At 64.5% G+C, this 24751-nt stretch carries 28 protein-coding genes and 2 pseudogenes; 5 read left to right on the top strand and 25 right to left on the bottom strand.

The window, feature by feature from the left end:
• Positions 1–4 precede the first annotated feature (4 nt).
• On the top strand, positions 5–895 hold the full coding sequence (locus tag QM748_RS19475) for a LysR family transcriptional regulator (protein WP_415248633.1): 891 nt from the start codon (positions 5–7) through the stop codon (positions 893–895).
• A gap of 14 nt (positions 896–909) precedes the next feature.
• On the opposite strand, the gene QM748_RS19470 is transcribed toward QM748_RS19475, so the two are convergent.
• Positions 910–1200 (bottom strand): helix-turn-helix domain-containing protein, encoded by a 291-nt coding sequence (locus QM748_RS19470; protein ID WP_415248632.1) that lies wholly within the window; start codon positions 1198–1200, stop codon positions 910–912.
• Positions 1201–1304: 104 nt separating this feature from the next.
• On the opposite strand from QM748_RS19470, the gene QM748_RS19465 reads away from it, so the two are divergent.
• Positions 1305–1946, top strand: a complete 642-nt coding sequence (locus tag QM748_RS19465) for a substrate-binding domain-containing protein (protein WP_415248631.1) — start codon at positions 1305–1307, stop codon at positions 1944–1946.
• A gap of 37 nt (positions 1947–1983) precedes the next feature.
• Here QM748_RS19465 and QM748_RS19460 read toward each other — a convergent pair whose 3' ends face one another.
• The 10 genes and pseudogenes from QM748_RS19460 to QM748_RS19415 all read right to left on the bottom strand — a co-directional run bounded on the left by QM748_RS19460 (position 1984) and on the right by QM748_RS19415 (position 12033).
• Positions 1984–3264 (bottom strand): tyrosine-type recombinase/integrase, encoded by a 1281-nt coding sequence (locus QM748_RS19460; protein ID WP_415248630.1) that lies wholly within the window; start codon positions 3262–3264, stop codon positions 1984–1986.
• 193 nt (positions 3265–3457) lie between these two features.
• On the bottom strand, positions 3458–4933 hold the full coding sequence (trpE, locus tag QM748_RS19455) for an anthranilate synthase component I (RefSeq protein WP_415248629.1): 1476 nt from the start codon (positions 4931–4933) through the stop codon (positions 3458–3460).
• Positions 4934–5189: 256 nt separating this feature from the next.
• Complete coding sequence (locus QM748_RS19450) at positions 5190–5873, bottom strand: phosphoglycolate phosphatase (RefSeq protein WP_415248628.1); 684 nt, start codon at positions 5871–5873, stop codon at positions 5190–5192.
• A complete protein-coding gene (gene rpe / locus QM748_RS19445) occupies positions 5870–6565 on the bottom strand; it encodes a ribulose-phosphate 3-epimerase (RefSeq protein ID WP_415248627.1) in 696 nt (231 codons plus the stop codon). Before rpe ends, QM748_RS19450 begins: the two co-directional genes overlap by 4 nt.
• A gap of 55 nt (positions 6566–6620) precedes the next feature.
• The gene (locus tag QM748_RS19440) at positions 6621–7388 is read right to left on the bottom strand and encodes a 3',5'-cyclic-nucleotide phosphodiesterase (protein WP_415248626.1); all 768 of its coding nucleotides are present in this window, start codon (positions 7386–7388) and stop codon (positions 6621–6623) included.
• 132 nt (positions 7389–7520) lie between these two features.
• Positions 7521–8256 (bottom strand): annotated as a pseudogene (locus tag QM748_RS19435) (FHA domain-containing protein).
• A 114-nt stretch (positions 8257–8370) separates the two neighbouring features.
• Complete coding sequence (gene sucD / locus QM748_RS19430; RefSeq protein WP_415248625.1) at positions 8371–9264, bottom strand: succinate--CoA ligase subunit alpha; 894 nt, start codon at positions 9262–9264, stop codon at positions 8371–8373.
• Between the two features lie 12 nt (positions 9265–9276).
• Positions 9277–10437, bottom strand: coding sequence for an ADP-forming succinate--CoA ligase subunit beta (gene sucC, locus QM748_RS19425; RefSeq protein ID WP_415248624.1), 1161 nt, complete (start codon positions 10435–10437; stop codon positions 9277–9279).
• Positions 10438–10668: 231 nt separating this feature from the next.
• The gene (locus QM748_RS19420) at positions 10669–11223 is read right to left on the bottom strand and encodes a DUF2889 domain-containing protein (RefSeq protein WP_415248623.1); all 555 of its coding nucleotides are present in this window, start codon (positions 11221–11223) and stop codon (positions 10669–10671) included.
• Positions 11224–11283: 60 nt separating this feature from the next.
• Complete coding sequence (locus QM748_RS19415) at positions 11284–12033, bottom strand: Nif3-like dinuclear metal center hexameric protein (RefSeq protein ID WP_415248622.1); 750 nt, start codon at positions 12031–12033, stop codon at positions 11284–11286.
• A gap of 73 nt (positions 12034–12106) precedes the next feature.
• Here QM748_RS19415 and QM748_RS19410 point away from each other — a divergent pair, with 73 nt between their 5' ends.
• Entirely contained in the window at positions 12107–13267 is a 1161-nt protein-coding gene (locus QM748_RS19410) for a Do family serine endopeptidase (protein ID WP_415248621.1), read from the top strand.
• A 168-nt stretch (positions 13268–13435) separates the two neighbouring features.
• Here QM748_RS19410 and tatC read toward each other — a convergent pair whose 3' ends face one another.
• The 10 genes and pseudogenes from tatC to hisB all read right to left on the bottom strand — a co-directional run bounded on the left by tatC (position 13436) and on the right by hisB (position 18937).
• Positions 13436–14257 (bottom strand): twin-arginine translocase subunit TatC, encoded by an 822-nt coding sequence (gene tatC / locus QM748_RS19405; protein ID WP_415248620.1) that lies wholly within the window; start codon positions 14255–14257, stop codon positions 13436–13438.
• On the bottom strand, positions 14254–14679 hold the full coding sequence (gene tatB / locus QM748_RS19400) for a Sec-independent protein translocase protein TatB (RefSeq protein ID WP_415248619.1): 426 nt from the start codon (positions 14677–14679) through the stop codon (positions 14254–14256). Before tatB ends, tatC begins: the two co-directional genes overlap by 4 nt.
• Before the next feature lie 101 nt (positions 14680–14780).
• A pseudogene (gene tatA / locus QM748_RS19395) lies at positions 14781–14999 on the bottom strand (Sec-independent protein translocase subunit TatA); the annotation flags it as partial.
• A gap of 10 nt (positions 15000–15009) precedes the next feature.
• Positions 15010–15357, bottom strand: a complete 348-nt coding sequence (locus QM748_RS19390; RefSeq protein WP_415248618.1) for a histidine triad nucleotide-binding protein — start codon at positions 15355–15357, stop codon at positions 15010–15012.
• Positions 15354–15680, bottom strand: coding sequence for a phosphoribosyl-ATP diphosphatase (locus tag QM748_RS19385; RefSeq protein WP_415248617.1), 327 nt, complete (start codon positions 15678–15680; stop codon positions 15354–15356). The genes QM748_RS19390 and QM748_RS19385 overlap by 4 nt, the downstream gene beginning before the upstream one ends.
• Complete coding sequence (gene hisI, locus QM748_RS19380; RefSeq protein WP_415248616.1) at positions 15677–16072, bottom strand: phosphoribosyl-AMP cyclohydrolase; 396 nt, start codon at positions 16070–16072, stop codon at positions 15677–15679. Before hisI ends, QM748_RS19385 begins: the two co-directional genes overlap by 4 nt.
• Positions 16069–16830 carry an imidazole glycerol phosphate synthase subunit HisF gene (gene hisF, locus QM748_RS19375; protein WP_415248701.1) on the bottom strand — a complete coding sequence of 254 codons (762 nt, stop codon included), beginning with the start codon at positions 16828–16830 and terminating at the stop codon, positions 16069–16071. Before hisF ends, hisI begins: the two co-directional genes overlap by 4 nt.
• A 19-nt stretch (positions 16831–16849) precedes the next feature.
• Complete coding sequence (gene hisA / locus QM748_RS19370) at positions 16850–17599, bottom strand: 1-(5-phosphoribosyl)-5-[(5-phosphoribosylamino)methylideneamino]imidazole-4-carboxamide isomerase (RefSeq protein ID WP_263461634.1); 750 nt, start codon at positions 17597–17599, stop codon at positions 16850–16852.
• A gap of 50 nt (positions 17600–17649) precedes the next feature.
• Entirely contained in the window at positions 17650–18288 is a 639-nt protein-coding gene (gene hisH, locus QM748_RS19365; protein ID WP_415248615.1) for an imidazole glycerol phosphate synthase subunit HisH, read from the bottom strand.
• Positions 18289–18349: 61 nt separating this feature from the next.
• Positions 18350–18937, bottom strand: a complete 588-nt coding sequence (gene hisB / locus QM748_RS19360; RefSeq protein ID WP_415248614.1) for an imidazoleglycerol-phosphate dehydratase HisB — start codon at positions 18935–18937, stop codon at positions 18350–18352.
• 186 nt (positions 18938–19123) lie between these two features.
• Between hisB and hisC the strand changes: the two genes are divergently transcribed.
• Positions 19124–20197, top strand: coding sequence for a histidinol-phosphate transaminase (hisC, locus tag QM748_RS19355; protein WP_415248613.1), 1074 nt, complete (start codon positions 19124–19126; stop codon positions 20195–20197).
• A gap of 386 nt (positions 20198–20583) precedes the next feature.
• Here hisC and hisD read toward each other — a convergent pair whose 3' ends face one another.
• Positions 20584–21891: a histidinol dehydrogenase gene (gene hisD, locus QM748_RS19350; protein WP_415248612.1), complete on the bottom strand. Its 1308-nt coding sequence runs from the start codon at positions 21889–21891 to the stop codon at positions 20584–20586.
• A 10-nt stretch (positions 21892–21901) separates the two neighbouring features.
• The gene (hisG, locus tag QM748_RS19345) at positions 21902–22546 is read right to left on the bottom strand and encodes an ATP phosphoribosyltransferase (protein WP_415248611.1); all 645 of its coding nucleotides are present in this window, start codon (positions 22544–22546) and stop codon (positions 21902–21904) included.
• A 186-nt stretch (positions 22547–22732) separates the two neighbouring features.
• Between hisG and rnk the strand changes: the two genes are divergently transcribed.
• Positions 22733–23140 carry a nucleoside diphosphate kinase regulator gene (gene rnk, locus QM748_RS19340; protein WP_341645899.1) on the top strand — a complete coding sequence of 136 codons (408 nt, stop codon included), beginning with the start codon at positions 22733–22735 and terminating at the stop codon, positions 23138–23140.
• Between the two features lie 87 nt (positions 23141–23227).
• On the opposite strand, the gene murA is transcribed toward rnk, so the two are convergent.
• Both murA and QM748_RS19330 read right to left on the bottom strand, forming a co-directional pair.
• Entirely contained in the window at positions 23228–24478 is a 1251-nt protein-coding gene (gene murA / locus QM748_RS19335) for a UDP-N-acetylglucosamine 1-carboxyvinyltransferase (RefSeq protein WP_415248610.1), read from the bottom strand.
• 7 nt (positions 24479–24485) lie between these two features.
• The gene (locus QM748_RS19330) at positions 24486–24743 is read right to left on the bottom strand and encodes a BolA family protein (protein WP_415248609.1); all 258 of its coding nucleotides are present in this window, start codon (positions 24741–24743) and stop codon (positions 24486–24488) included.
• Positions 24744–24751: the final 8 nt, after the last annotated feature.

The following is a 24751-nucleotide window of genomic DNA, read 5'->3' as shown; positions in this document are numbered from 1 at the left end:
ACGCATGGAACTGCGACATCTTCGATTCTTCGTTGTGTTGGCCGAGGAGTTGCATTTCACGAGAGCGGCCGAGCGCCTGCACATCGAACAACCTCCGCTGTCCCGAGCCATCAAGGAGCTTGAGGATGAACTGGGTGCAATCCTCTTTGACAGGGATCGGAGAGGAACCCGTCTGACTCCAGCCGGGTCGGCCTTCCTGCAAGACGTGCGAAGGGTGTTCTCGGCACTGGAGCAAGCCCGGGAAAACGTCAAGGCTATCGCTGCAGGCTTACAAGGAAGCCTGCGCATCGCCGTATCCGATGGCACTGTTGACCAGCGCCTGTCCGCCTTCCTCGCCCACTGTCGCGAGGAAGAACCTGAGATTGAAATTCGACTGGCCGAGGTGCCGCTATCAGAGCAACTTCGTGGACTGCGATCGGGCGACTTCACCATCGGGTTCGCCCATACCGCAGAGGTCGGCGAGGAAATCATCGCAGAGCCTATATGGCATGACCCGCTGATCTTGGCCGTACCCGCGCGACATCCGCTGCTTGCTCATAAGGAGGTGCCGCTTTCAGAGCTTGCGTCCTATCCGCTCGTACTGTGCGACCCTCACGTGTGCGAAGGCTACTGCCGCGAACTGACACGGCTGCTTCGGCCGCTGGAGCGAGAACCCAATGTGGTCGAGCACGCATCCTCTTTGGACATGATGCTCACGTTGGTAGGGGCTGGGTACGGTCTCGGCTTCACGACCGCGGCCAGGCTTGCGGTCAGCCAACGCGCGGACGTCATTGCCCGCCCTTTGGCCGCGGATTCAGCCGTGATTACCACCTATTTGCTTCGGGCCCGCAGTGACGCACCGTGTCCTGCATTGGAGCGCTTCATTACCCGCCTGCGCTCGCAGGCGGACGGATAGAAGTCAAGCTCGCGTTAGTCTGCATCGGCATGAAGATTGCGTTCCGTTGCAGCCATCAACTCGGTGCCGGTTATCTTGAGCGCTGCGGCAACTTTCAGGATCACGGCCAGCGAGGGCAAATGTTCCCCTCGCTCGATCTTGCCCATGTGCGAGCGCTCGATCCCGGCCATCGAAGCCAGTTCCTCCTGAGCAACGCCCTGATCCATACGAAACGCGCGCACGGCCTTCCCGAAAGCCAGGGCTGGCTCGGCTTCATATCGGGTTGTGCCTGGGGGACGGCCTCGTTGAACAGTACGCTTCTGCATTAGCAGAAGCGTCGAGCAGTCACTAGAATTTAACCACGTTAAATTTAACTCATGGGTATCATGTCGAGTTATTTTCTTAACCAATTCTCTTATTGGGGGCTCCTATGCACGACGCCACCAGTCGCTCCCCCCGTCTCAGACTTGCCGTAGCACCGGGTGTACCGTCATCGCACCTGTCGGCGCTTCTCGCACGACAACGCGCGGACGAACCAGACGTCGCGCTCGCGTTTTTCGAGGTTGCAGGTGACGTACTGCTTCAGGGACTTCGTGAAGGCCGCTACGACGCAGGGCTATCGCTTCAAGGGGCCAGCGACCCGGCACTCAAGACGCAACCTTTGTGGACCGAGAACTTGGCCATCGCCATGCCGCCATGGTTCCGCCTATCTGACCAAGCGAAACTCACCATCGCCGATCTCCAGGACTATCCCATCTATCGCTGGCAGGCAGAGGCTTGCCCGCTGCTGGATGAGAGGCTGGCCTCCCTCATGCCGGTGGACCAGGAGAACGTCCAGCGGGTGGCTTCTTTCGAGATGATGGCGCTATGGGTTGCGGCCGGCTACGGCATCGGGGTATCTGCGCAATCGCGCATCGAGCGTGCCCACGGCTGGGGAATCACCATGCAACCGCTCGCCGACGGTCCCTACGAGATCGTGACGTACTTGCAGCGGCCTCATGCGCAAGCCGACTCCCCTTCGGAGCGATTCGAGCGCAGAGCGCTGGAAGTGGCCAAGCATGATGCAAAGTAGTCGTCCTTAAGGAGCGCCTAGCCGGCTGCACGGCACATCACTCGCGCTCGATGACCCGGAGTAGTGCAGTTCTACGCTTCGACATGGGACCAAACGCCTTCGTGACGTCTTCAACGCTTTTCCCCGCCTGCAATGCGTCGAGGATGTCGGCCCAGTCCTGCATGATCACCTTGCGCGACTCGACGAACTTCGTATGGTCGTAGGGGGCACGCGAGGAGTCCTTATTCTTCTTGGAGTGTGCGAGCTGGAGATCAACCCGCTTTTCCGGATACCCCAGCAATCCAAGGATCGTCGTGGCGGTCGAGCGAAAGCCGTGGGACGAAAACCGCCCGCCATAGCCCATACGCTTGAGAGCTTGATTGAGCGTTGTGGCCGACATCACCTGTCCCGGTTTCCGGTAGCTCGGAAACAATACCTTTCCGCCGCCAGTCAGCGCATGAAGTTCTTTTAGCGCGACCGCCGCCTGTCGCGACAGCGGCACCATATGAGGACGCCGCATCTTCATGCGATCGGCAGGAATCGACCACATGGAATTGTCCAGATCGAACTCTTCCCATGACGCCCTGCGCAACTCGACTGTGCGCACGTAGGTCAAGGCCATCAACTTGAGGGCGAGCACGGTCGTTCGATATCCCCCTTCGTTGTCCACCCGGTTCAGAAAATCCGGAATCTCTGCCCACGTTAGCGGAGGGTTGTGACGCACTTGAGGACGCTTGACCAGTCCCTTGAGCAAGGAAGCGGGATCGTATTCGCAGAGGCCTTGGGCAGCCGCATAGCTGAAGATCTGTCCACACCACTGGCGGATGAGTATCGCCACAGTTTTCGCGCCACGAGCAGCCACGTCCTTGATGATGGGACGCAGATGGGGAGCCCTGATGGAGCTGATCGGCAACTTGCCGATCCGGGGGAAAACGTCCTTTTCCAGGTAGGTGGTGACCTGGTTGGTGTAGTACTCGCTCCAGTGGGCATTGCTTGTGATCCATTCCCGAGCAACGACATCGAACGTGCGTTCGTATGTGTCGGCCTGGAGGGCCATCGCCGCCTTTTTCTCCACGATGGGATCGAGCCCCTTCTTGACCAACGCCTTTGCTCGGTCACGTTCAGCGCGAGCGGCCTCCAACGTGACCTTTGGGTACACCCCGATCGAGTACACCTGCTCAGCACCGCCTAGCCGATACCGATACCACCAGAGCTTGGAGCCATTGGGCTGTACGCGCAGAAAGAGACTGCCTCCATCTCGGAGTTGGTACACCTTGGGCTTCGGCTGCGCCGTTTCCACTTTGCGCGCCGAGAGAAGGTTGAGTGCTGTGAGTGCCATGTGTATAACGCCTCCAATTTAGCCCGTTACACACTCCATTACACACATCAGCACTGGATTTGTCCAGCTTTTGAAAGAGCTTGATGGACTATCAATCCTTTAAAAACATGGACTTACATGAATTCAGTGGACGTTGATGGAGGTCAGTGGACCTCAATCGTAGTTATCCAGCATCAATAGCATTTCGCGCTCCTCACTGCACCTGGGTGTCCAGCCCACCTTCGGCCATCTCTGCGGCGCGCAGCATCGCGCGCGCCTTGTTCCGGGTTTCCTCCCACTCGGAATCGGGATCGGAATCGGCGACGATGCCGGCGCCCGCCTGGACGTGGATCTGGCCGTCCTTGACGACCGCGGTGCGGATCGCGATGGCGAGGTCCATGTCGCCATGGAAGCCGAGGTAACCGACCGAACCGGCGTAGATGCCGCGCTTGACCGGTTCCAGTTCGTCGATGATTTCCATCGCCCTGACCTTGGGCGCACCCGACACCGTGCCTGCCGGGAAGGTGGCGCGCAGCACGGCGAGCGCGTTGAGCCCGTCCTTGAGCTTGCCTTCGACGTTGGAGACGATGTGCATCACATGGGAATAGCGCTCGATGCTGAAGCGTTCGGTGACCTTGACCGAGCCGGTCTGCGACACCCGGCCGGCATCGTTGCGGCCGAGGTCGAGCAGTTGCACGTGCTCGGCGATTTCCTTGGCGTCGGCCAGCAGCTCCTTCTCGAGCGCGAGGTCTTCCGCCACCGTGGCGCCGCGCTTGCGCGTGCCGGCGATCGGGCGCACGGTGACGACGTCGTCCTCGAGCCGGGTCAGGATCTCGGGCGAGGCGCCGACGACGTGGAAGTCCTCGAGGTTGAAATAGAACATGTAGGGCGACGGATTCAGCGAGCGGATCGCGCGGTACAGCGCCATCGGGCTGGCCGCGTAGGGCTTGCTCATGCGCTGCGACAGCACGACCTGCATGACGTCGCCGTCGACGATGTACTGCTTGGCACGACGCACCGCGTCCTTGAAGGCGTCCTCGCCGAAGCTCGACACCGCCTCTGCCGGTTCGGCGCGGCATTCCTCGGGAATCCGCACCGGCGCCCGCAGCCGCGCCAGCAGTTCCCGCAGGCGCTTCTGCGCGCGCTTGAAGGCGCCGGGCACTTCCGGTTCGGCATAGACGACCAGGGTCAGCTTGCCGCTGAGGTTGTCGACGATGGCGACTTCCTCGGACAGCAGCAGCAGGATGTCGGGCGTGCCGATGGTGTCGGTCTTCTCGATCTGCGCCAGCTTCGGCTCGATGTAGCGCACGGTGTCGTAGCCGAAGTAGCCGACCAGGCCGCCGGCGAAGCGCGGTAGGTGCTCGCGCGGCGGCACCTTGATGCGGTTCATGAACTCGGCGACGAAGTTCAGCGGGTCGCCGTAGTCGCGGCGCTCGACCAGGCGGTTGCCGGTGAGCAGCAGCGCGGAGCGGCCATAGACTTCGATGCGGGTCGGCGAGGACAGGCCGATGAAGGAGTAGCGGCCGAAGCGCTCGCCGCCCTGCACCGATTCGAGCAGGTAGGTGTAAGGCTCGTTGGCGAGCTTCAGGTAGATGGACAGCGGCGTGTCGAGGTCGGCGAAGGTCTCGAGCGTGACCGGGATGCGGTTGTAGCCCTGCGAGGCAAGGGCGTTGAATTCCTGTTCGAGCATGGGGGCTCCACGTGGGGGTCGATTCGATCGGAAGGTGCTGCAGCAGGCGGAGAAGGCGCGCAAGGCGCAGCCGGAACCCCGCGGGGGGAAGTCGCGTTAGTGGCCCAAAGGCCAACGCCAGCCGCCGCGCCAGCCTTGCTGGACGGTTGCGGAAGCGGCGAGGAAGCGATCCCGGAGTGCGAGCATCACGATGTCGAGTAAAAGTGGAGTGCCTGGAGAAACGCGTCTGGCCCGGATCGTCGGAAACCCAAGCCGGCTACTGTGCCGGAACGATGCGATCCAGCAGTTGACGCGCGTCCGATAGTAGCCCATCGCATTCGATGGTGTCCACCGGCACACCCTCGCTGTAGCCGTAGCTGACGAGCAGCACCGGCATGCCGGCCCCCTGCGCCGACAGTGCGTCGTTGGCCGAATCGCCGATCATCAGCGCCTCTGCCGGAGCGACGCCGAGGCGTTCGCAGGCGAGCCGCAGCATGGCCGGATCCGGTTTCTTGACCGGCAGGGTATCGCCGCTGACCACGGTGTCGAAGTAGCCGGCGATGCCCATGCGGTCAAGCAGCGGCAGCGTGAAGGCTTCGGCCTTGTTGGTCACCACGGCGAGCCGGACGGCGCGCGCATCGAGCGCCCGCAGCACCTCTTCGATGCCGGGATAGATCGTGGCGCGCCTGCCATTGACCAGCGCGTAATGGCGGCGGAAGACGTCGACGGCGGCGTCGATCTCGGACTCGCTCGCGGCCGTGTCTTCGGTCATGCAGCGCCGCACCAGGTTCGGGATGCCCTTGCCGACGAAGCGGTGGATCTCGTCCTGGGGGCGCTGCGGCCGGCCCAGCTCGGCCAGCATCAGGTTGGCGGCGTCGGCCAGGTCGCCGATGGTGTCGAGCAAGGTGCCGTCGAGGTCGAACAGCACCGCCCGCGGCGAAAAGCGCGCCGCCCCGCTCATGCCGCCACCCTGGCCAGTTCGCCGCGCAGCGCGCCGATGATCGAGTCGTAGCGGTTGGGGTCCTCGTCCCTGCCGGCGCCGAACACGGCCGAACCGGCGACAAAGGTGTCGGCACCGGCACGGGCGATCTCTGCAATGTTGTCGGTCTTCACGCCGCCGTCGATCTCGAGCAGGATGCGGCGGCCGCTGCGCGCTGCGTAGGCATCGATCTTCTCACGCGCGGCACGCAGCTTGTTGAGCGTCTCGGGAATGAACTTCTGCCCGCCGAAGCCGGGGTTGACGCTCATCAGCAGCACCACGTCGAGCTTGTCCATGACGTGGTCCATGTGGTGCAGCGGCGTGGCCGGGTTGAACACCAGCCCGGCCTGACAGCCGGAGTCGCGGATCAGGCCGAGGCTGCGGTCGATGTGCTCGGACGCCTCGGGATGGAAGGTGATGATGTTGGCGCCGGCCTTGGCGAAATCCGGGATGATGCGGTCGACCGGCTTGACCATCAGGTGCACATCGATCGGTGCGCTGGTGTGGGGGCGAATGGCTTCGCAGACCAGCGGCCCGATGGTCAGGTTGGGCACGTAGTGGTTGTCCATCACATCGAAATGGATCCAGTCGGCGCCGGAAGCAACGACCTTGCGGACTTCGTCGCCAAGGCAGGCAAAATCCGCGGACAGCAGACTGGGGGCAATGCGGTACATGGGAATCTCCGGGAGCAGGCTTTCAAACCGGGATTCTAACCGCCAGCTGTAACAGTCAGAAGTGCAGCACCTGGCCCTGCATCAGGCGGCGGGGCTTCAATGGCGAGTCTCCCTCCGCGATCTGAGCCATGATGCGGTCATCCACGCCCGGTTTGAGGTGGGTGACATGCACTTCCGGCTGTCCCGTCAGTTCGGCCAGCACTTCGAGCAGCATGCTCGGGCACAGGTGGCGGGAGGCAAGCGCAAGCCCTTGCTGCTCGTCGGCGAAAGCCGTTTCGATGATCAGGTGGCGCAGCGCCGGCTGCGCATTGATGGCGGCGATGAGATCGGGGCAGTAGGTGGTATCCCCGGAGAACACCAGTTGCCCTTCGCCGCTGTCGAGGCAGAACGCAGCCATCGGCACCGTATGCTGGGCCGGCAGGGCAGTGACGGCACGTGCGCCGAGCCGCGCGGTTTCCCCCACTTTCAGGGGCTGGAAACGCATGAAGGGATGGTTCCTGTCCGGTATCGCCGAGAAGTCCGGCCACACCAGCCAGTTGAAGATGTGCGAGTGCAGGATGCGGATGGTTTCAGGCAGCGCATGCACGATCAGCGGCGTGGTCCGCAGCTCGCCGACCGAGTCGATCAGCAGCGGCAGCGAGGCGATGTGGTCGAGGTGTGCATGGGTGATGAAGACGTGGTCGATTCTGCACAACGCCTCGAAGGGCAGATCCCCCACTCCGGTACCACAGTCGATGAGGATGTCATCGTCGACGAGCAGCGCAGTGGTGCGCGCCTGCGCCCCGCCAATCCCTCCACTGCACCCCAGCACCGTCAGTTTCATGCCCGATCGCGGCACGCCGTTCAGGGCGCAAGCCGTTACGATTCCCAGTTGTTTCGTCGAGAGGAACCTTATCACTCCACCGAAGGCATCGGTAGGCAAAAAATCACGGCACCCCAGCGCCGCTTGTCGGGCTCAGGAACGCAGGAAGAATTCCATCTTCACGCCAGCAAGATCGATGATGTCGTGATCCTTCAGCGGATGCGCCTGGGCATCGATCGGCTTGCCATTGACCAGGGGAAAAGAGGCGCCTTCGACATGGGTGATGAAGTAGCCGTGCGGACGGCGGGCGATGACGGCTACCTGCCGGCCCGGCTTTCCCAGCGTGGTCAGGGATTTGGTCAGTTCCAGTTCGCGGCCGCTGTTGGCGCCGCTCAATACCTGGATCACGCCGATGCGGCCGGCGCCGGCCGCCGCCGCCTTTTCCGCACGCTCGAGCGCACCGGCGGCAACGATCTGCGTTTCACTGGGTCCGGCGCCAGGATTGGCTCTGGGCCCGTTATCGACTTCCGCCGCAGGCAGTTCGAAGGCCTTCAGCGCAGCAGTCTCGATCATGTCGGCAGCCGCCTGGCCGGCCGGCGGCGCGCTGACGAGATACTTGATCCGGTACTTGCCGAGTTCGACGACGTCGTTGTGATGCAGCACATGCTTCTTCACCGGCTGGCCGTTCGACGTAGGTGCCGTTGGTGCTGTTCTGGTCCTCGAGGAATGCGTCATTGAGGATGCAGGTGATCACCGCGTGATGACCACTGATTGCCAGATTGTCGATCTGGATGTCATTGTCCGGCTTGCGCCCGATCGAAATCCGCTCCCTGGTGAGCTCGATCTCCTTGAGGACGAGTCCGTCCATGCTGAGGATCAACTTCGGCATTGCCTGTACCCGCTTTGATGTTCGTGGCCCGCAGTTTCGCTGGCCGTGCAGGGACATTCTAAAGCAAAAAAAACGCCGGACAGGCCGGCGTTTTCTGGTCGGGCGCTCAGGCGATCAAAGCATCGCCTTCAGCAGCTTGGCCATTTCCGACGGGTTGCGCGTGACCTTGAAACCGCACTCTTCCATGACGGCGAGCTTGGCATCGGCGGTGTCGGCACCGCCCGAGATCAGCGCACCGGCGTGACCCATGCGCTTGCCGGCCGGCGCGGTGACGCCGGCGATGAAGCCGACGATCGGCTTCTTCATGTTGGCCTTGCACCACTGGGCGGCTTCGGCTTCGTCGGGACCGCCGATCTCGCCGATCATGATCACCGCATCGGTGTCCGGATCGTCGTTGAACATGCGCATCACGTCGATGTGCTTGAGGCCGTTGATCGGGTCGCCGCCGATACCGACCGCCGAGGACTGGCCCAGGCCGATTTCGGTCAGCTGCGCCACGGCTTCATAGGTCAGGGTGCCGGAACGCGACACCACGCCGATGCGGCCCTTGCGGTGGATGTGGCCGGGCATGATGCCGATCTTGACTTCGTCGGGCGTGATCAGGCCGGGGCAGTTGGGGCCGAGCAGCAGGGTTTCCTTGCCACCTGCAGCAACCTTGGCCTTCATCTTGTTGCGCACGACCAGCATGTCGCGAACCGGGATGCCTTCGGTGATGCAGATCGCCAGATCGAGGTCGGCTTCGCAGGCTTCCCAGATGGCGTCGGCGGCACCTGCCGGCGGCACGTAGATGACCGACACGGTGGCGCCGGTGCCGGCGGCGGCTTCCTTGACCGAAGCGTAGATGGGCACGTCGAAGATCTTTTCGCCGGCCTTCTTCGGGTTCACGCCGGCGACGAAGCAGTTCTTGCCGTTGGCGTACTCGATGCACTTCTCGGTGTGGAACTGGCCGGTCTTGCCGGTGATCCCCTGGGTGATGATCTTGGTGTCTTTGTTGATCAGGATGGACATTCGAAGCTCTCCTTACTTGACCGCAGCGACGATCTTGGTCGCGGCGTCCGCCATGGTGTCGGCAGCGATGATCGGCAGGCCCGACTCGGCGAGAATCTTCTTGCCGAGATCTTCGTTGGTGCCCTTCATGCGCACCACCAGCGGGACGGAGAGGTTCACTTCCTTGGCCGCGGCGACCACGCCCTGGGCGATGGTGTCGCAGCGCATGATGCCGCCGAAGATGTTGACCAGGATGCCCTTGACCTTGGGGTTCTTGAGCATGATCTTGAAGGCTTCGGTGACCTTCTCGGTGGTCGCGCCGCCACCGACGTCGAGGAAGTTGGCCGGCTCGGCGCCGAACAGCTTGATCGTATCCATGGTGGCCATCGCCAGACCGGCGCCGTTCACCAGGCAGCCGATGTTGCCGTCGAGGCTGATGTAGGCCAGATCGAACTTGGAGGCCTCGATCTCGTCGGCATCCTCTTCGTCGAGGTCGCGGTAGGCGACGATCTCGGGGTGGCGATAGAGCGCGTTCGAGTCGAAGTTGAACTTGGCGTCCAGCGCCTTCACGGTGCCGTTGCTCTCGTGGATCAGCGGGTTGATTTCCGCCAGCGAGGCATCGGTTTCCATGTAGCAGGCGTAGAGCTTCTTCAGCGTGTTGACGGCCTGGGCCATCGAGTTCGCCGGCATGCCGATACCCTGGGCCAGTTCGGTGGCCTGCGCGTCGGTCAGGCCGACGGCGGGATCGACGAAGACCTTGATGATCTTCTCGGGGGTGTTGTGGGCGACTTCCTCGATGTCCATGCCGCCTTCGGAGGAGGCCATCATGGCGACCTTCTGGGTGGCGCGGTCGGTCAGCGCGGCCACGTAGTATTCGTGCTGGATGTCAGCGCCTTCCTCGATCAGCAGGTTGCGCACCTTCTGGCCTTCGGGGCCGGTCTGGTGGGTGATGAGCTGCATGCCGAGGATTTCGCCCGCGTACTTGCGCACGTCGTCGAGCGACTTGGCGAGCTTGACGCCGCCGCCCTTGCCGCGGCCGCCGGCGTGGATCTGGGCCTTGACCACCCAGAAATTGCCACCGAGCTCTTCGGCAGCCTTCACCGCGCCCTCTACGCTGGTGCAATGGATGCCACGGGGCGTCACGACGCCGAACTTTCTTAGAACTTCTTTTGCCTGATACTCATGAATCTTCATGGTTGCCCTTCGTTCGAAGTCACGACGGCAGGCCCGTCGCAAACAGGTTGATGGCATGCTTCGGAGCATCCCGCTCCACGACAGGCGTCGTCTCCCTCGACCGCCACCCGCCGCCTAGGCCAGCGGAGCCGGCCCAGCCTCGTGACATGCAGGCGCGAGCGCTCGCCTGCCGCAAGACTCCATAATTATAACCAGTTTTGCACAGTGCACTGTGCGCGGATACGGTGCGTTTCAGCCTGCCGCACCGGGCTTCCGGTACCACTTGGGATAGTAGCGGCGCACGGCTTCCGCCGACGTATCGAGGGCATGGCAGCGGTCGAGCTGGAAAGGCTTCTCGCCTGAGTCCTCGTTGTCCCGCATGAAGGTGGCGATCGTCTGGATCGCCGCAGTCGGCAGCGAGTTGAGCATCTCCGTCATGTGCGAGCAGCCCCGGACGTCGGCGAACATTTCGCCAATGGTGCGGCGGAAGCCACGGACGAGATTCAGCCCGATCAACTGCCGGTAGGCCGGCCCGATGGTGTCGCAATGACCGACGTAAGGGACGCCATCCGAACAGGCTACCGCGTCGAGGATGTTGAAGGCTGCATCGAAGGTGATCCTCAGCCGCATCAGATGGACCGGCACGCCAGCCGGGCGCAGGCCTGATGCCAGTTGATAATCGACGTCCTTGACATCGGTCAGCGAAGCATCGAGATCGTACAGGCCATCCTCGCGGAGGAAACCCTCGAGTTCGATGCGGCGAGTGTGGACGCGCCGGCGCGGCGCGGTACTGTCAGGCAGGGGCATCTTCTTTCACGTACGCGGGCGTATGGAGAAACGGATTCTAACCAATCGCGCACGGCTGGTTCAGACCGGATTGGGCAGATCGATGAAATCCGCCGTCAGTCCAAGTTCTTCCTCCAGCCAGGCTGCGATCGACTTCGCGCCATAGCGCTCGGTGGCGTGATGGCCGGCAGCGATGTAGGGAATGCCGGTTTCGCGCGCCAGATGCACGGTCTGCTCGGAAATTTCGCCGGACACGAAGACGTCTGCGCCCGTCGCGATCGCCTGCTCGAAGTAGCCCTGGGCGCCACCGGAACACCACGCCACCCGCCGCACCGGCCGCGAGGCGTCGCCAACCAGCAGCGGCTCGCGCTGCAGCCGCTCGGCCAGTGCCGCAGCGATCTGCCCGGCAGGCTCCCCCGGTGTGGCCGGACAGCCCAGCCAGCCGAGCTCCTGATCGGCAAAGCGCCCTTCCGGCACCCATTCCATCAGCTTGCCGAGCTGGGCGTTGTCGCCATATTCGGGATGGGCATCCAGCGGCAGATGATAGGCGAGCAGGCTGATGTCGTTCGCCAGCAGACTCCTCAGCCGCTGCCGGCGGATGCCGGTGATGCGCCCATCCTCGCCCTTCCAGAAATAGCCGTGATGAACGAATACGGCGTCATATCCGCCGGACACCGCAAGGTTGACCAGCGCCTGGCTGGCGGTCACTCCGCACAGCACCCGCCCCACTTCGGCGCGTCCTTCCACTTGCAGACCGTTTGGGCAATAATCCTTGAAGCGCGGAGCGTCGAGCAGTGCGTCCAGACGCGTCGTGAGCTCACCAAGTTGCATGCGGCCTCCTGTCGTTCCTGCCTGGCCAAGCATCCTGCCCACCAGGCTCCATCGTCTTAGAATTCCTTACATTATGCGCCGTCTGTGGCTCATCTTCGCCCAGGCCGTGACCATCAGCGTCGCCGGCCTGTTCGTCCTCAGCACACTCAAGCCCGAGTGGCTGCGCGACACCGCACCCGCCTCCGTCGTCGCCATCCTGGAAGCCCCCGCAGACAGCGGCGCACGTACCCCGGCATCCGGCTCCTACGCCACGGCCGCGCAGCGCTCGATGCCTGCGGTCGTCCATATCTTCACCAGCAAGGCGGGCGTCGGTACGCGCCATCCGCTGTTCGACGACCCGATGTTCCGCCATTTCTTCGGCGAACGTCAGAACAACGGCCCCAGCCAGCGCCCTTCGGGCCTGGGTTCGGGCGTGATCGTCAGCCCCGACGGCTACATCATCACCAACAACCACGTGATCGAAACCGCGGATCAGATCGAGATCGCGCTCAACGACGGACGCAAGTTCAGCGCACGCCAGGTCGGCCGCGACCCCGAGACCGACCTCGCGGTGCTGAAGATCGACACCGACGACAAGCTGCCGGTCATCACCCTGGCCAGCAGCGATGCCCTGAACGTGGGCGATGTCGTGCTGGCGATCGGCAATCCCTTCGGCGTCGGCCAGACAGTGACGATGGGCATCGTTTCGGCGCTGGGACGCAGCCAGCTGGGCATCAACACCTTCGAGAACTACATCCAGACGGATGCCGCGATCAATCCGGGCAACTCGGGCGGCGCCCTCGTAGACAGCATCGGCAATCTGGTGGGGATCAATACCGCGATCTATTCGCGCTCCGGCGGCTCGCTCGGCATCGGTTTCGCCATCCCCATCTCCATCGCCCGCAACGTGCTCGAACAGATCGTCGCCACCGGCGAGGTCACCCGCGGCTGGGTGGGCGTCGAGATCCAGGACCTCACCCCCGAGCTGGCGGAATCCTTCGGCCTGCGCGGCACGCAGGGCGCCCTGATCGCCGGCGTGCTGCGCGCCAGCCCCGCCGACCGCGCCGGCATCCAGCCTGGCGACGTCCTGATCGCCGTCGATGGCAGCAGCGTCCGCGATCAACGCACGATGCTCGACCTGGTTGCCGCGCTGCCGCCTGGACACACAGCCAGCTTCCGTGTTCTGCGCGGCGACAAGGAAGTGGAACTGGACGTGGCCGTCGGCCGCCGCCCTACTCCTCCTGCCAACCGCTGAAGTCTCCGGCCACGGACGATTCAGAGACGGCACCAGGGCCGCCGGACAGGATGAGCCGGGCTGCGCAGCTGGCGCGCAGGCGCAACCTGTCAATCATGGCATCGGGCCTGCCACGTGCTGCTGGATCTCGCCTGCGGCGCCATCTGGGCGGTCTCCCGTACCCCGTGCTCAGCGCTTGTCGGCGCCCTCGCCGGCCTCGATCCGATCCAGTTCCTTGTCCATCTCCTCGATGGACGGCGGAACGTAGCCGTTCTCTGCAGCGGCGGCAGCCGGCGCCGGTTTCGTCATCCAGTTGGCGAGGATGATGCCCAGTTCGTAAAGCAGACACATCGGAATCGCCAGCATCAGCTGCGAGACGACGTCGGGCGGCGTGACGATGGCCGCGACCACGAAGGCGCCGACGATGACGTAAGGACGCGCCTCGCGCAGTTTCGCCACGCTGACGATGCCGGCCTTGGCGAGCACGATCACGATCACCGGTACTTCAAAAGTGATGCCGAACGCAAGGAACATCGACATCACGAAGGACAGGTACTGCTCGATGTCCGGCGCCGGCACGATGCTCTTGGGGGCGAATTCGGCGATGAACTTGAACACCATGCCGAACACGAAGAAGTAGCAGAAGGCCATGCCGGCAATGAACAGCAGCGTGCTGCCGGCCACCAGCGGCAGCGCCATGCGCTTCTCGTGCGCATACAGCCCCGGCGCGATGAAGGCCCAGGCCTGGTACAGCACCCAGGGCAGGCACAGCACGAAGGCGACCATCATCGTGACCTTGACCGGTACGAAGAAAGGCGTCACCACGCCAGTGGCGATCATGTTCGTTCCCGCCGGCAGCGTGTCCATCATCGGCTTGGCGAGGATGTCGTAGATGTCGCCCGCCCACGGCATCAGGCAGACGAACACGATCACCAGCGCGATCAGCGCGCGGATCAGGCGGTCGCGCAGTTCGATCAGATGGGAGATGAAAGTTTCTTGTTGGGTGCTCATGCCTGGGTCTTGTCCGCCGTACTGGCCTGCGGTTTGGCATCGAGCCCGAGATCGAGCTGCTTTTCCGATACCGCGGCAGGCGCCGCAGCTGAATCGGTCGAAGCCTTCAGGGACGCCGCATCCGGCAGCGTGGAACGCAGTTCATCGACCGTGCCGCCAAGCTGATTCTCGACGCCGGCGACACCCGTGCGCACTGAACTCTCCAGTTCCTGAGCCTGCTGCTTGACCTGCTCCTGCAGCTTCTTCAGCTCTTCGAGCTGCATCTCGCGCTGGATGTCGGACTTGACGTCCGACACGTAGCGCTGGAGCCGCCCGAGCAGGTGTCCGGCCGTGCGTGCAACCTTGGGCAGGCGCTCGGGGCCGACCACGATCAGGAGCACCACCCCGATCACCACGAGTTCAGAAAAACCGAAATCGAACATGTTTCGCCGTTATGGAGGCACATCGTGGACGTGCCGCACGAAAACAAAGGGGCGCTCCCTGATGGGCGCCCCCTCCGTCTGATCGCAAGACTCAGGAAGCGGACTTGTTCGACCTTTTCCCGCGCCTCGCCTTCGATCGTCTGCCCTTCGGCAATCTTCTGCTGCGCGGCGGCGTCGGCATCGCCTTCCTTCATGCCGTCCTTGAAGCCCTTGACCGCGCCACCCAGGTCGGAACCGATGTTGCGCAGCTTCTTCGTCCCGAACACAAGCAGGACGATGACCAGCACGATCAGCCAGTGCCAGATGCTAAATGAACCCATACCGCTCTCCTCAATGCTTCAACATGGGCGGCAAGGAATTGGGGCCACCCAGAATGTGAAGGTGCAGATGATACACCTCCTGCAGTCCCACCCTGCCGGTGTTGACGATGGTGCGGAAACCGTCGGTACAACCCTGCTCGCGCGCAATGCGTCCTGCCGCCACCATCAGACGCCCCATTGCCGCCTCGTGTTCCTCGCCGAGCTGCGCCATCGAATCGACGTGCTTCTTGGGGATCACCAGCACATGCACCGGCGCCGCAGGATTGATGTCGTGGAAGGCGAAGACGTGCTCGTCCTCATAGACCTTCTTCGACGGAATCTCGCCGCGGGCGATGCGACAGAAGATGCACTCGCTCATTGCGCCGTCCGCGACTTCTTCTCGTCGATGCCCGACACGCCTTCGCGGCGGCGGAACTCGGCCAGCACGTCGTCGACCGACAGGCCATGATGCGCGAGCAGCACCAGCGAATGGAACCACAGGTCGGTCACCTCCCACACCAGATGCAGCATGTCCTTGTCCTTGGCCGCCATGATGGTCTCGGCGGCTTCCTCGGCAACCTTCTTGCAGATCGTGTCGGTACCCTTGGCATACAGACTGGAGACATAGGACGAATCCGGATCGGCCTTCTTGCGCTCGGCCAGAATCTCGGACACGCGGTGCAGCACTTCGATATCGATCACTTGTAGATCTCCTTCGGGTCTTTCAAAACCGGTTCGACGGCCTCCCAGCGGCCATCGGCAAAATATTTCTGGAAGAAGCAGCTATGGCGCCCGGTGTGGCAGGCAATGCCGCCGACCTGCTCGATCTTCAGCAGCACGACGTCGTTGTCGCAGTCGATGCGCATCTCGAGCACCTTCTGGACGTGGCCGGACTCCTCGCCCTTGTGCCACAGCTTGCGCCGCGAACGTGACCAGTAGATGGCATCGCCGGTTTCCGCCGTGCGCTGCAGCGCCTCGCGGTTCATCCAGGCGAACATCAGCACGTCGCCGCTGGACGCTTCCTGCGCGATCACCGGCACCAGGCCGTCATCGTCCCATTTGATCTCATCCAGCCAGGCCGCATTCGCGCTCACAGTCTCACCTCGATCCCGCGTGCCCGCATCAGTTCCTTGGCTTCGCGCACCGTGTGTTCGCCGAAATGGAAGATGCTCGCCGCCAGCACCGCATCGGCGCGGCCTTCGGAGACGCCGTCGGCCAGGTGGTCGAGCGTGCCGACGCCGCCGCTGGCGATCACCGGGATGCGCACCGCGTCCGACACCGCGCGCGTCAGCGCGAGGTCGAAGCCGCTCTTGGTGCCGTCGCGGTCCATGCTGGTCAGCAGGATCTCGCCCGCGCCCAGCGCTTCGATCCTGCGCGCCCACTCGATGGCGTCCAGCCCGGTGTTGCGCCGCCCGCCGTGGGTGAAGACTTCCCACTTGCCCGGCGCGGTCTGCTTGGCGTCGATCGCCACCACGATGCACTGGCTGCCGACCTTGCTCGAGGCGTCGTGCACCAGTTGCGGGTTATTCACCGCCGCGGTGTTCATGCTGACCTTGTCGGCGCCGGCATTGAGCAGGCGGCGCACGTCCTCGACCGCGCGCACGCCGCCGCCGACGGTCAGCGGGATGAAGACCTGCTCGGCGACCTGCTCGACGACGTGCAGGATGATGTCGCGGTCGTCGGAACTCGCGGTGATGTCGAGAAAGGTCAATTCGTCGGCGCCCTGCTCGTCGTAGCGGCGGGCGACCTCGACCGGATCGCCGGCATCGCGCAGTTCGACGAAGTTGACGCCCTTGACCACGCGTCCGGCGCTCACGTCCAGACAGGGGATGATGCGCTTGGCCAGCATCAGCGGTACTCGGCGGAGAAAGTCATTCGGTGGTGCCGCGCAGCTCGTCGGCGCGGGCCTGGGCGGCGGCGAAGTCGAGCGTGCCTTCGTAGATCGCACGGCCGGTGATCGCGCCCATGATGCCTTCGTCCTCGACCGCGCACAGCGCGTCGATGTCGCGCAAATCGGTGATGCCGCCGCTGGCGATGACGGGAATGCGCAGCGCCTGGGCCAGCCGCACGGTGGCTTCGATATTGACGCCGGACAGCATGCCATCGCGGCCGATGTCGGTGTAGATCACGCCTTCGACGCCGTAGTCCTCGAACTTCTTCGCCAGATCGACGACGTCGTGCCCGGTCAGCTTGGACCAGCCGTCCACCGCCACCTTGCCGTCCTTGGCGTCGAGGCCGACGATGATGTGGCCGGGGAAGGCGCCGCAGGCATCGTGCAGGAAGCCTGGGTTCTTCACCGCCGCGGTGCCGATGATGACGTAGCTGATGCCGTTGTCTAGATAGTGCTCGATGGTGTCGAGGTCGCGGATGCCGCCGCCGAGCTGCACCGGAATGTCCTCGCCGACTTCGTCGGTGATCGCGCGAATCGCGGCGCCGTTCTTCGGCTTGCCGGCAAAGGCGCCGTTGAGGTCGACCAAATGCAGGCGGCGGGCACCGGCGTCGAGCCAGTGGCGCGCCATGGCGCCGGGGTCTTCGGAAAACACCGTGGCGTCGTCCATTTCGCCCTGCTTCAGGCGAACACAGTGACCGTCCTTGAGGTCGATGGCGGGAATGAGCAGCATACCGGTTCTGGAATGGATGGGACTATGGAAGAGGCAGCCTGGGCCGGTGCTCAGGGCTGCCAGCGGATGAAGTTCGCCAGCAGGCGCAGGCCGGCCGCAGCGCTTTTCTCGGGGTGGAACTGGGCCGCGAAGATATTAGCCCGCGCTACCGCACTGGTAAAGCGAACCCCGTAGTCGGTGTCCGCCGCGGTCAGCGCAGCATCGGCCGGCACGACGAAATAGCTGTGCACGAAGTAGAAACGCTCGCCGTCCGGGATGCCGTCCCACATCGGATGCTGCTCGCGCTGCCACACTTCGTTCCAGCCCATGTGCGGCACCTTCAGGCGGCCACCGTTCGCGGCCAGCATCTTCTGCTCGGGAAAACGCTGCACGTCGCCCGGCAGGATGCCCAGGCCGGGCACGTCGCCTTCGGCACTGTGCTCGAACAGCATCTGCTGGCCGATACAGATCCCCAGGAAAGGCTTGCTCGCCGCCGCATCCAGCACGACCTGGCGCAGGCAGCGGCCATCCAGTTCGCGCATGCAGTCAGGCATCGCCCCCTGCCCCGGAAAGACGACCCGCTCGGCTTCAGCGACGCGCGCGGGATCGGAGGTGACGAAGACATCATGGCCGGGCGCCACGTGTTCGATCGCCTTGGCGACCGAGCGCAGATTGCCCATGCCGTAATCGATGATGGCCACGGTGGTCATCGGCTTGACTCGCTTTCGTACAGGATGGCGACCGTTTCGCACGGCCGCGGAAAGTGTTTGCTCAGAGCGCGCCCTTGGTGGAAGGAATCGTCCCCGCCGCGCGCTCATCGACTTCGGCCGCCATGCGCAGCGCGCGGGCGAAGGCCTTGAACACGGTCTCGCACTGGTGGTGGGCGTTGTCGCCGCGCAGGTTGTCGATGTGCAGCGTGACGCCGGCGTGATTGACGAAGCCCTGGAAGAACTCGCGTGCAAGGTCGACATCGAAGTTGCCGATGCGGGCGCGGGTGTAATCCACGAAGTAATGCAGGCCGGGCCGGCCGGAAAAATCCACCACGACGCGCGACAGCGCCTCGTCGAGCGGCACGTAGGCGTGGCCGTAGCGGCGCAGCCCCTTCTTGTCGCCGACGGCCTTGGCGAAAGCCTGTCCCAGCGTGATGCCGACATCCTCCACCGTGTGATGGTCGTCGATATGGGTATCGCCCTCACAGTGGATGTCGAGGTCGATCAGGCCGTGGCGCACGATCTGGTCGAGCATGTGATCGAAGAAGGGGACACCGGTATCCAGTTTTCCCTTGCCCGTGCCATCGAGGTCGATGCGCACGGAGATCTTCGTTTCGAGGGTGTTGCGAGTGACTTCGGCTTGCCGCATGGATGCTGTGAGGCTCAAGAGTTGCAGGTTCGGGCCATGATAACATCGCCCGGCAAAATGGCTGCCTCCAATGGCCACCCGAATGGGCGCGCTCAGGCTGCCGATCGAGCACCGCTCACGGCGTGGATGCAGCCACGGCGCGAGACGTTTCCGACCCGCCTTCGAACCCCTCACAGCAGACAGAACATGAGCCGCTTCTGGAGCGCCGTCGTCCACGGCCTGACCCCCTACGTTCCGGGCGAACAGCCCAAGCTCGACAAGCTGGTCAAGCTCAACACCAACGAACATCCCTACGGCCCCTCGCCCAAAGCCCTGGCCGCGATCCGCGCCGCCACCGACGACAGCCTGCGGCTCTACCCCGATCCGAACGCCGACGCGCTGAAAGCCGCGCTGGCCCGCCGCCACGGCCTTCAACCGTCGCAGATCTTCGTCGGCAACGGCTCGGACGAAGTGCTGGCGCACGCCTTCATGGCGCTGCTGAAGCAGGACCGTGCGCTGTGGTTTCCGGACATCACCTACAGCTTCTACCCGGTGTATTGCGGCCTGTACGGCATCGAGCACCGCGCGGTAGCGCTGGCCGACAACTTCTCGGTCCGCGTCGAGGACTACCTGCCGCAGGACGGCGAACGGCCCGGCGCGATCATTTTCCCCAACCCCAACGCCCCCACCGGCCGCCTGCTGAGCCTTGCCGACGTCGAGCGCATCGTTGCCGGCAACCCGGACGCGGTGGTGCTGGTGGATGAAGCCTACATCGACTTCGGCGGCGACAGCGCGATCACGCTGGTGGACAAGTACCCCAACCTGCTGGTCGTGCACACTTTCTCCAAGAGCCGCTCGCTCGCCGGCCTGCGCGTCGGCTTCGCCGCCGGCCACGCCGAATTGATCGAGGGCCTGGAGCGGGTCAAGAACAGCTTCAACTCCTATCCGCTCGACCGCCTGGCAATCGCGGGTGCGGTGGCCTCGGTCGAGGACGAGGATTTCTTCCAGGAAAGCTGCCGCAAGGTGATCACTACCCGCGAAGCCCTGGTCGGCCAGATGCAGGCGCTGGGCTTCGAAGTGCTGCCGTCCGCGGCGAACTTCATCTTCGCCCGCCACCCGCAGCGCGACGGCGCCGAGCTGGCGGCCGAGCTGCGCAAGCGCGCGATCATCGTGCGCCACTTCAAGGCGCCGCGCATCGACCAGTTCCTGCGCATCACGGTAGGCACGGACGAACAGTGCGCCCTTCTGGTCGAGGCTCTGAAGGAAATCCTCGGAAGCTGAGGAAGACAAGCCGCCACCGGAAACGGAAGAGCGGCATCCCCCCCAAAAAAACTGCACCAAAGCAGCCCGAGTCGTCCGGGGCATCCCTGGCAGGGCGAGGACTGTCCGAGCCCGCAGGGCGAGTTCCGCAGCCCCAGAAGGGATACCCCGGGCGACTCGGGCGGGCCACAGCGCACCAACTGCAAGCTGGAAACGACTAAGAGGCGGCAGTGCCTTCGATCCGCCGGCGCTGCGCGGGGTATTCGCTCTGCAGGCTGCGGAACTCGCCGTCGCTACGCTCGGCTCGGACAGTCCTCGCCTGCGCCGCGAATACCCCGCACATCACCGGCTCTCGTTCTCTCTCCTGAAGCTCCTGGTGTCACAAATGCCTTCAGGGAGAGCGAACATCAGACTTTCAAACGCATTTCGGCCGAGCGGGCATGGGCCTGCAGACCTTCGCCATGCGCGAGGATGGACGCGACCTTGCCCAGATGCTGGGCGCCGGCCTGCGAAATGTTGACGATGCTGGTGCGCTTCTGGAAATCGTAGGTGCCCAGCGGCGACGAAAAACGTGCGCTGCGCATCGTCGGCAGCACGTGGTTCGGGCCCGCGCAGTAATCGCCCAGCGCCTCAACCGCCCAGTGGCCGACGAAGATCGCGCCGGCGTGGTGGATATGATCGATCCAGGCCTCGGCATCGTCCAGCGACAGCTCCAGGTGCTCGGGCGCGATGCGGTTGGCCAGCGCGCAGGCCTGCTCGATGCTGTCAACACGGATCAGCGCACCGCGATTGGCCAGCGACTTGGCGATGGTCTCACGCCGCGGCATCGTCGGCAGCAGCCGGTCGATCGCTTCATGCACCGCGTCGATGAAGTCCGCATCGGTGCACAGCAGGATGGACTGCGCCAGCTCGTCGTGCTCGGCCTGGGCGAACAGATCCATCGCCACCCACTCGGCGTGGCCGGAACCGTCGGCGATGATCAGCACTTCGGACGGCCCGGCCACCATGTCGATGCCGACGGTGCCGAACACCCGGCGCTTGGCTTCGGCGACGTAGGCGTTGCCGGGGCCGACGATCTTGTCCACCTGCGGAATGGTCTGCGTGCCATAGGCCAGTGCCGCCACCGCCTGCGCGCCGCCGATGGTGAACACCCGGTCGACGCCGGTGATCGCCGCCGCCGCCAGCACCAGCGGGTTCTTCTCGCCGCGCGGGGTGGGCACGACCATGATCAGTTCGCCGACACCGGCGACCTTGGCCGGAATCGCGTTCATCAGCACCGAGCTCGGATAGGACGCCCGCCCGCCCGGCACGTAGAGGCCGACGCGGTCGAGCGGCGTGACCTTCTGGCCGAGGCGGGTGCCGTCGGCTTCCTCGAACTCCCAGGACTCGCCCTTCTGGCGCTCGTGGTAGATGCGCACGCGGTCGGCGGCGATCGTCAGCGCCTCACGCTGGACCGAAGACAGGCCGTCGAGCGCGGCGTGCAGTTCGGCCTTCGGCAGCTCCAGCGCCGCCATCGAATTCACCTCGAGGCCGTCGAAGCGGCGGGTGTATTCGACCACCGCGGCGTCGCCGGTGGTGCGCACCGCGCGCAGGATCTCAGTCACCGCGCCGTCGATGCGCTCGTCGGCTTCGGCCTCGAAGGCCAGCAGGGCGTCCAGCGTGGACAGGAATTCGGGCTCGCGCACGTCGAGGCGGCGGATGGGCGTCTGGCTCATGAACGGTTCCTCAGGGCTTGATCGCGCCGGCGAAGGCGTCGAGCACCGGCTGCAGCAGTTCGCGCTTGAGCTTCAGCGAGGCCTGGTTGACGATCAGGCGCGAGCTGATCGGCATGATGTCCTCGACTTCCTCGAGGTTGTTGGCGCGCAGCGTGCCGCCGGTCGATACCAGGTCGACGATCGCATCGGCCAGGCCGACCAGCGGCGCCAGTTCCATCGAACCGTAGAGCTTGATCAGGTCGACATGCATGCCCTTGCCGGCGAAATGCGCCTTGGCGGCATTGATGTACTTGGTGGCGACTCGGATGCGCCCACCCGGGCGGGTCGCCGCTGCGTAGTCGAAGCCCTTCTGCACCGCCACACACAGGCGGCAGCAGGCGATGTTCAGATCGAGCGGCTGATACAGGCCGGCGCCGCCGTGTTCGAGCAGCACGTCCTTGCCAGCGATGCCGAGGTCGGCCGCGCCGTACTGCACGTAGGTCGGCGTATCGGTGGCACGCACGATGACCAGGCGCACGTCCGGCCGGTTGGTGCCGATGATGAGCTTGCGCGAGGATTCGGGGTTGTCGGTCGGCACGATGCCGGCGGCCGCGAGCAGCGGCAGCGTCTCTTCGAAGATGCGCCCCTTGGACAGGGCGAGCGTGATGCTGGACACGTGAAAAGCCTTGGTCGAACGGGCCGACATTGTAACCCGGCACCGCTTCTGTTAACCTTCGTCCAAATGGGTAGCCACAAGGGCAAACCCGATGGGCTGAACTGCGAGCGGCAGTTCGGCCTTTTCTTTTGCATGTCCGCGCGGTCCGCAAGGTCTTCAGCGCAGGACGTCACGCAGGACGACATCATGAAGCCGCCAATCATCGTTTCCAGCAGCGACCTCGAACGCCTCGAGGGCCTGCTGACCCTCCCCGCCTTCCGCAGCCGCAGCGACCTCGACGGCCTGCGCGAAGAGCTCGAACGGGCCGACGTACGCGAGCCCGAGGAGATGCCGGCCGACGTCATCACGATGAACAGCCGCGCCCGCTTCCTGGAAGAGGGCACCGGCCGTGAATACGAACTGACCCTGGCCTACCCCAAGGACGCCAACGCCGAAGCGCGCCGGGTATCGATCTTCTCGCCGGCCGGCAGCGCCCTGCTCGGCCTGTCCACCGGCCAGTCGATCGACTGGACCACCCCGGACGGCAAGGAACTGCACCTGAAGGTGCTGGAAGTGACCTGGCAGCCCGAAGCGAACGGCCAGTTCGATCTCTGAGCGATCTCCGGGTGCGCTCCAAGCTCCTCGATCGCTGAGCACCCACTCAGCGGCGGCGTTTGATCGCTGCTGCAGGCGCCTGCCCACTCAGACCAGGCGCCGCACCTTGGCGCCGAGCGCGGCTAGCTTCGCCTCCAGCCCTTCGTAGCCGCGATCGAGGTGGTAGATGCGCTCGATCACGGTTTCCCCCTCGGCCACCAGGCCGGCCACCACCAGACTGGCCGAAGCGCGCAGGTCGGTCGCCATCACGGTCGCACCCTGCAGCCTGTCCACACCCTGGACGACCGCGGTGTTGCCGTCGATGCGGATGTCCGCGCCCAAGCGCTGAAGCTCGACCGCGTGCATGAAGCGGTTCTCGAAGATGGTCTCGCGGATCATCGCGACGCCCTTGGCGACGCAGTTGATCGCCATGAACTGGGCCTGCATGTCGGTCGGGAAGGCCGGATAGGGCGCGGTGCGCAAGCTGACGGCATTGAGCCGGGCCGGCGCATCGAGGCGGATCGCATCGCGTTCGGAAACGACTTCGCAGCCGGCGTCCATCAGCTTGTCGATGACGGCATCCAGGTAACACGAACTGGTGCCGGTCAGCCTCACAGAGCCGCCGGTGGCCGCGGCTGCACACAGGTAGGTGCCGGTCTCGATGCGGTCGGGCATGATGCGATGGGTCGCGCCATGCAGCCGCTCCACGCCCTGGATGCGGATCACGTCCGAACCGGCGCCCGACACCCGTGCGCCCATCGATACCAGACAGTTCGCCAGGTCGACGATCTCGGGCTCGCGCGCGGCGTTCTCGATCACGGTTTCGCCGTCGGCCAGCGCCGCAGCCATCATCAGGTTCTCGGTGCCGGTCACGGTGACCATGTCGGTAAACAGCCGTGCGCCCTTCAGCCGCGGAACCCTGGCATGGACGTAGCCGTGCTCGACGCGCACATCCGCCCCCATCGCCTGCAGGCCCTTGATGTGCTGGTCCACCGGCCGGGCGCCGATCGCGCAGCCACCGGGCAGCGACACCCGCGCCTCGCCGCAGCGGGCCACCAGCGGACCGAGCACCAGGATGGATGCCCGCATGGTCTTGACCATCTCATAGGGCGCGACCGGGTTGTTCAGGCCGGAGGCATCGAGCGTGACGGTGTCGCCATCCCGCGCGACCTTGACCCCCATCTGCGCCAGCAGCGCCAGCAGGGTGCCGATGTCCTTCAGTTGCGGCACGTTGGTGAAGCTCACCGGCTCGCTCGTCAGCAGCGCCGCGCACAGGATGGGCAGCGCGGCGTTCTTGGCGCCGGAAATGGCGACCTCGCCCGACAGGCGGCTACCGCCTTCGATCAGCAGTTTGTCCATCACGGCCTCACATGCCCAGGTCGCCGCGGCCTTCTTCCCACTGCGCGGGCGTGAAGGTCTGCAGTTGCAGCGCATGGATCTCGTTGCCCATCAGGCGGCCGAGCGTCGCATACACCGCCTGGTGCTGGCGCACGCGCGGCTTGCCTTCGAAGGCAGCGCTGACGACGATGCCGGTGAAATGCACGCCGTCGTCACCTTCGATGGCGACGAGTTCGCAGGGCATGCCCTGTTCGATCAGGCGCTTGATTTCGCTAGCTTCAAACATGATTCATC

The organism is Thauera sp., from assembly GCF_047601425.1.
Taxonomy (GTDB): domain Bacteria; phylum Pseudomonadota; class Gammaproteobacteria; order Burkholderiales; family Rhodocyclaceae; genus Thauera.
The sequence above is the reverse complement of the archived record's forward strand: the minus strand, read 5'-3'. Positions and strand labels throughout refer to the sequence as shown.

Coding starts and splice junctions, on each gene's coding strand:
- QM748_RS19475 (WP_415248633.1), top strand. CDS start 5: ATGGAACTGCGACATCTTCGATTCTTCGTTGTGTTGGCCGAGGAGTTG.
- QM748_RS19470 (WP_415248632.1), bottom strand. CDS start 1,200: ATGCAGAAGCGTACTGTTCAACGAGGCCGTCCCCCAGGCACAACCCGA.
- QM748_RS19465 (WP_415248631.1), top strand. CDS start 1,305: ATGCACGACGCCACCAGTCGCTCCCCCCGTCTCAGACTTGCCGTAGCA.
- QM748_RS19460 (WP_415248630.1), bottom strand. CDS start 3,264: ATGGCACTCACAGCACTCAACCTTCTCTCGGCGCGCAAAGTGGAAACG.
- trpE (WP_415248629.1), bottom strand. CDS start 4,933: ATGCTCGAACAGGAATTCAACGCCCTTGCCTCGCAGGGCTACAACCGC.
- QM748_RS19450 (WP_415248628.1), bottom strand. CDS start 5,873: ATGAGCGGGGCGGCGCGCTTTTCGCCGCGGGCGGTGCTGTTCGACCTC.
- rpe (WP_415248627.1), bottom strand. CDS start 6,565: ATGTACCGCATTGCCCCCAGTCTGCTGTCCGCGGATTTTGCCTGCCTT.
- QM748_RS19440 (WP_415248626.1), bottom strand. CDS start 7,388: ATGAAACTGACGGTGCTGGGGTGCAGTGGAGGGATTGGCGGGGCGCAG.
- sucD (WP_415248625.1), bottom strand. CDS start 9,264: ATGTCCATCCTGATCAACAAAGACACCAAGATCATCACCCAGGGGATC.
- sucC (WP_415248624.1), bottom strand. CDS start 10,437: ATGAAGATTCATGAGTATCAGGCAAAAGAAGTTCTAAGAAAGTTCGGC.
- QM748_RS19420 (WP_415248623.1), bottom strand. CDS start 11,223: ATGCCCCTGCCTGACAGTACCGCGCCGCGCCGGCGCGTCCACACTCGC.
- QM748_RS19415 (WP_415248622.1), bottom strand. CDS start 12,033: ATGCAACTTGGTGAGCTCACGACGCGTCTGGACGCACTGCTCGACGCT.
- QM748_RS19410 (WP_415248621.1), top strand. CDS start 12,107: ATGCGCCGTCTGTGGCTCATCTTCGCCCAGGCCGTGACCATCAGCGTC.
- tatC (WP_415248620.1), bottom strand. CDS start 14,257: ATGAGCACCCAACAAGAAACTTTCATCTCCCATCTGATCGAACTGCGC.
- tatB (WP_415248619.1), bottom strand. CDS start 14,679: ATGTTCGATTTCGGTTTTTCTGAACTCGTGGTGATCGGGGTGGTGCTC.
- QM748_RS19390 (WP_415248618.1), bottom strand. CDS start 15,357: ATGAGCGAGTGCATCTTCTGTCGCATCGCCCGCGGCGAGATTCCGTCG.
- hisA (WP_263461634.1), bottom strand. CDS start 17,599: ATGCTGCTCATTCCCGCCATCGACCTCAAGGACGGTCACTGTGTTCGC.
- hisH (WP_415248615.1), bottom strand. CDS start 18,288: ATGACCACCGTGGCCATCATCGATTACGGCATGGGCAATCTGCGCTCG.
- hisB (WP_415248614.1), bottom strand. CDS start 18,937: ATGCGGCAAGCCGAAGTCACTCGCAACACCCTCGAAACGAAGATCTCC.
- hisC (WP_415248613.1), top strand. CDS start 19,124: ATGAGCCGCTTCTGGAGCGCCGTCGTCCACGGCCTGACCCCCTACGTT.
- hisD (WP_415248612.1), bottom strand. CDS start 21,891: ATGAGCCAGACGCCCATCCGCCGCCTCGACGTGCGCGAGCCCGAATTC.
- rnk (WP_341645899.1), top strand. CDS start 22,733: ATGAAGCCGCCAATCATCGTTTCCAGCAGCGACCTCGAACGCCTCGAG.
- murA (WP_415248610.1), bottom strand. CDS start 24,478: ATGGACAAACTGCTGATCGAAGGCGGTAGCCGCCTGTCGGGCGAGGTC.
- QM748_RS19330 (WP_415248609.1), bottom strand. CDS start 24,743: ATGTTTGAAGCTAGCGAAATCAAGCGCCTGATCGAACAGGGCATGCCC.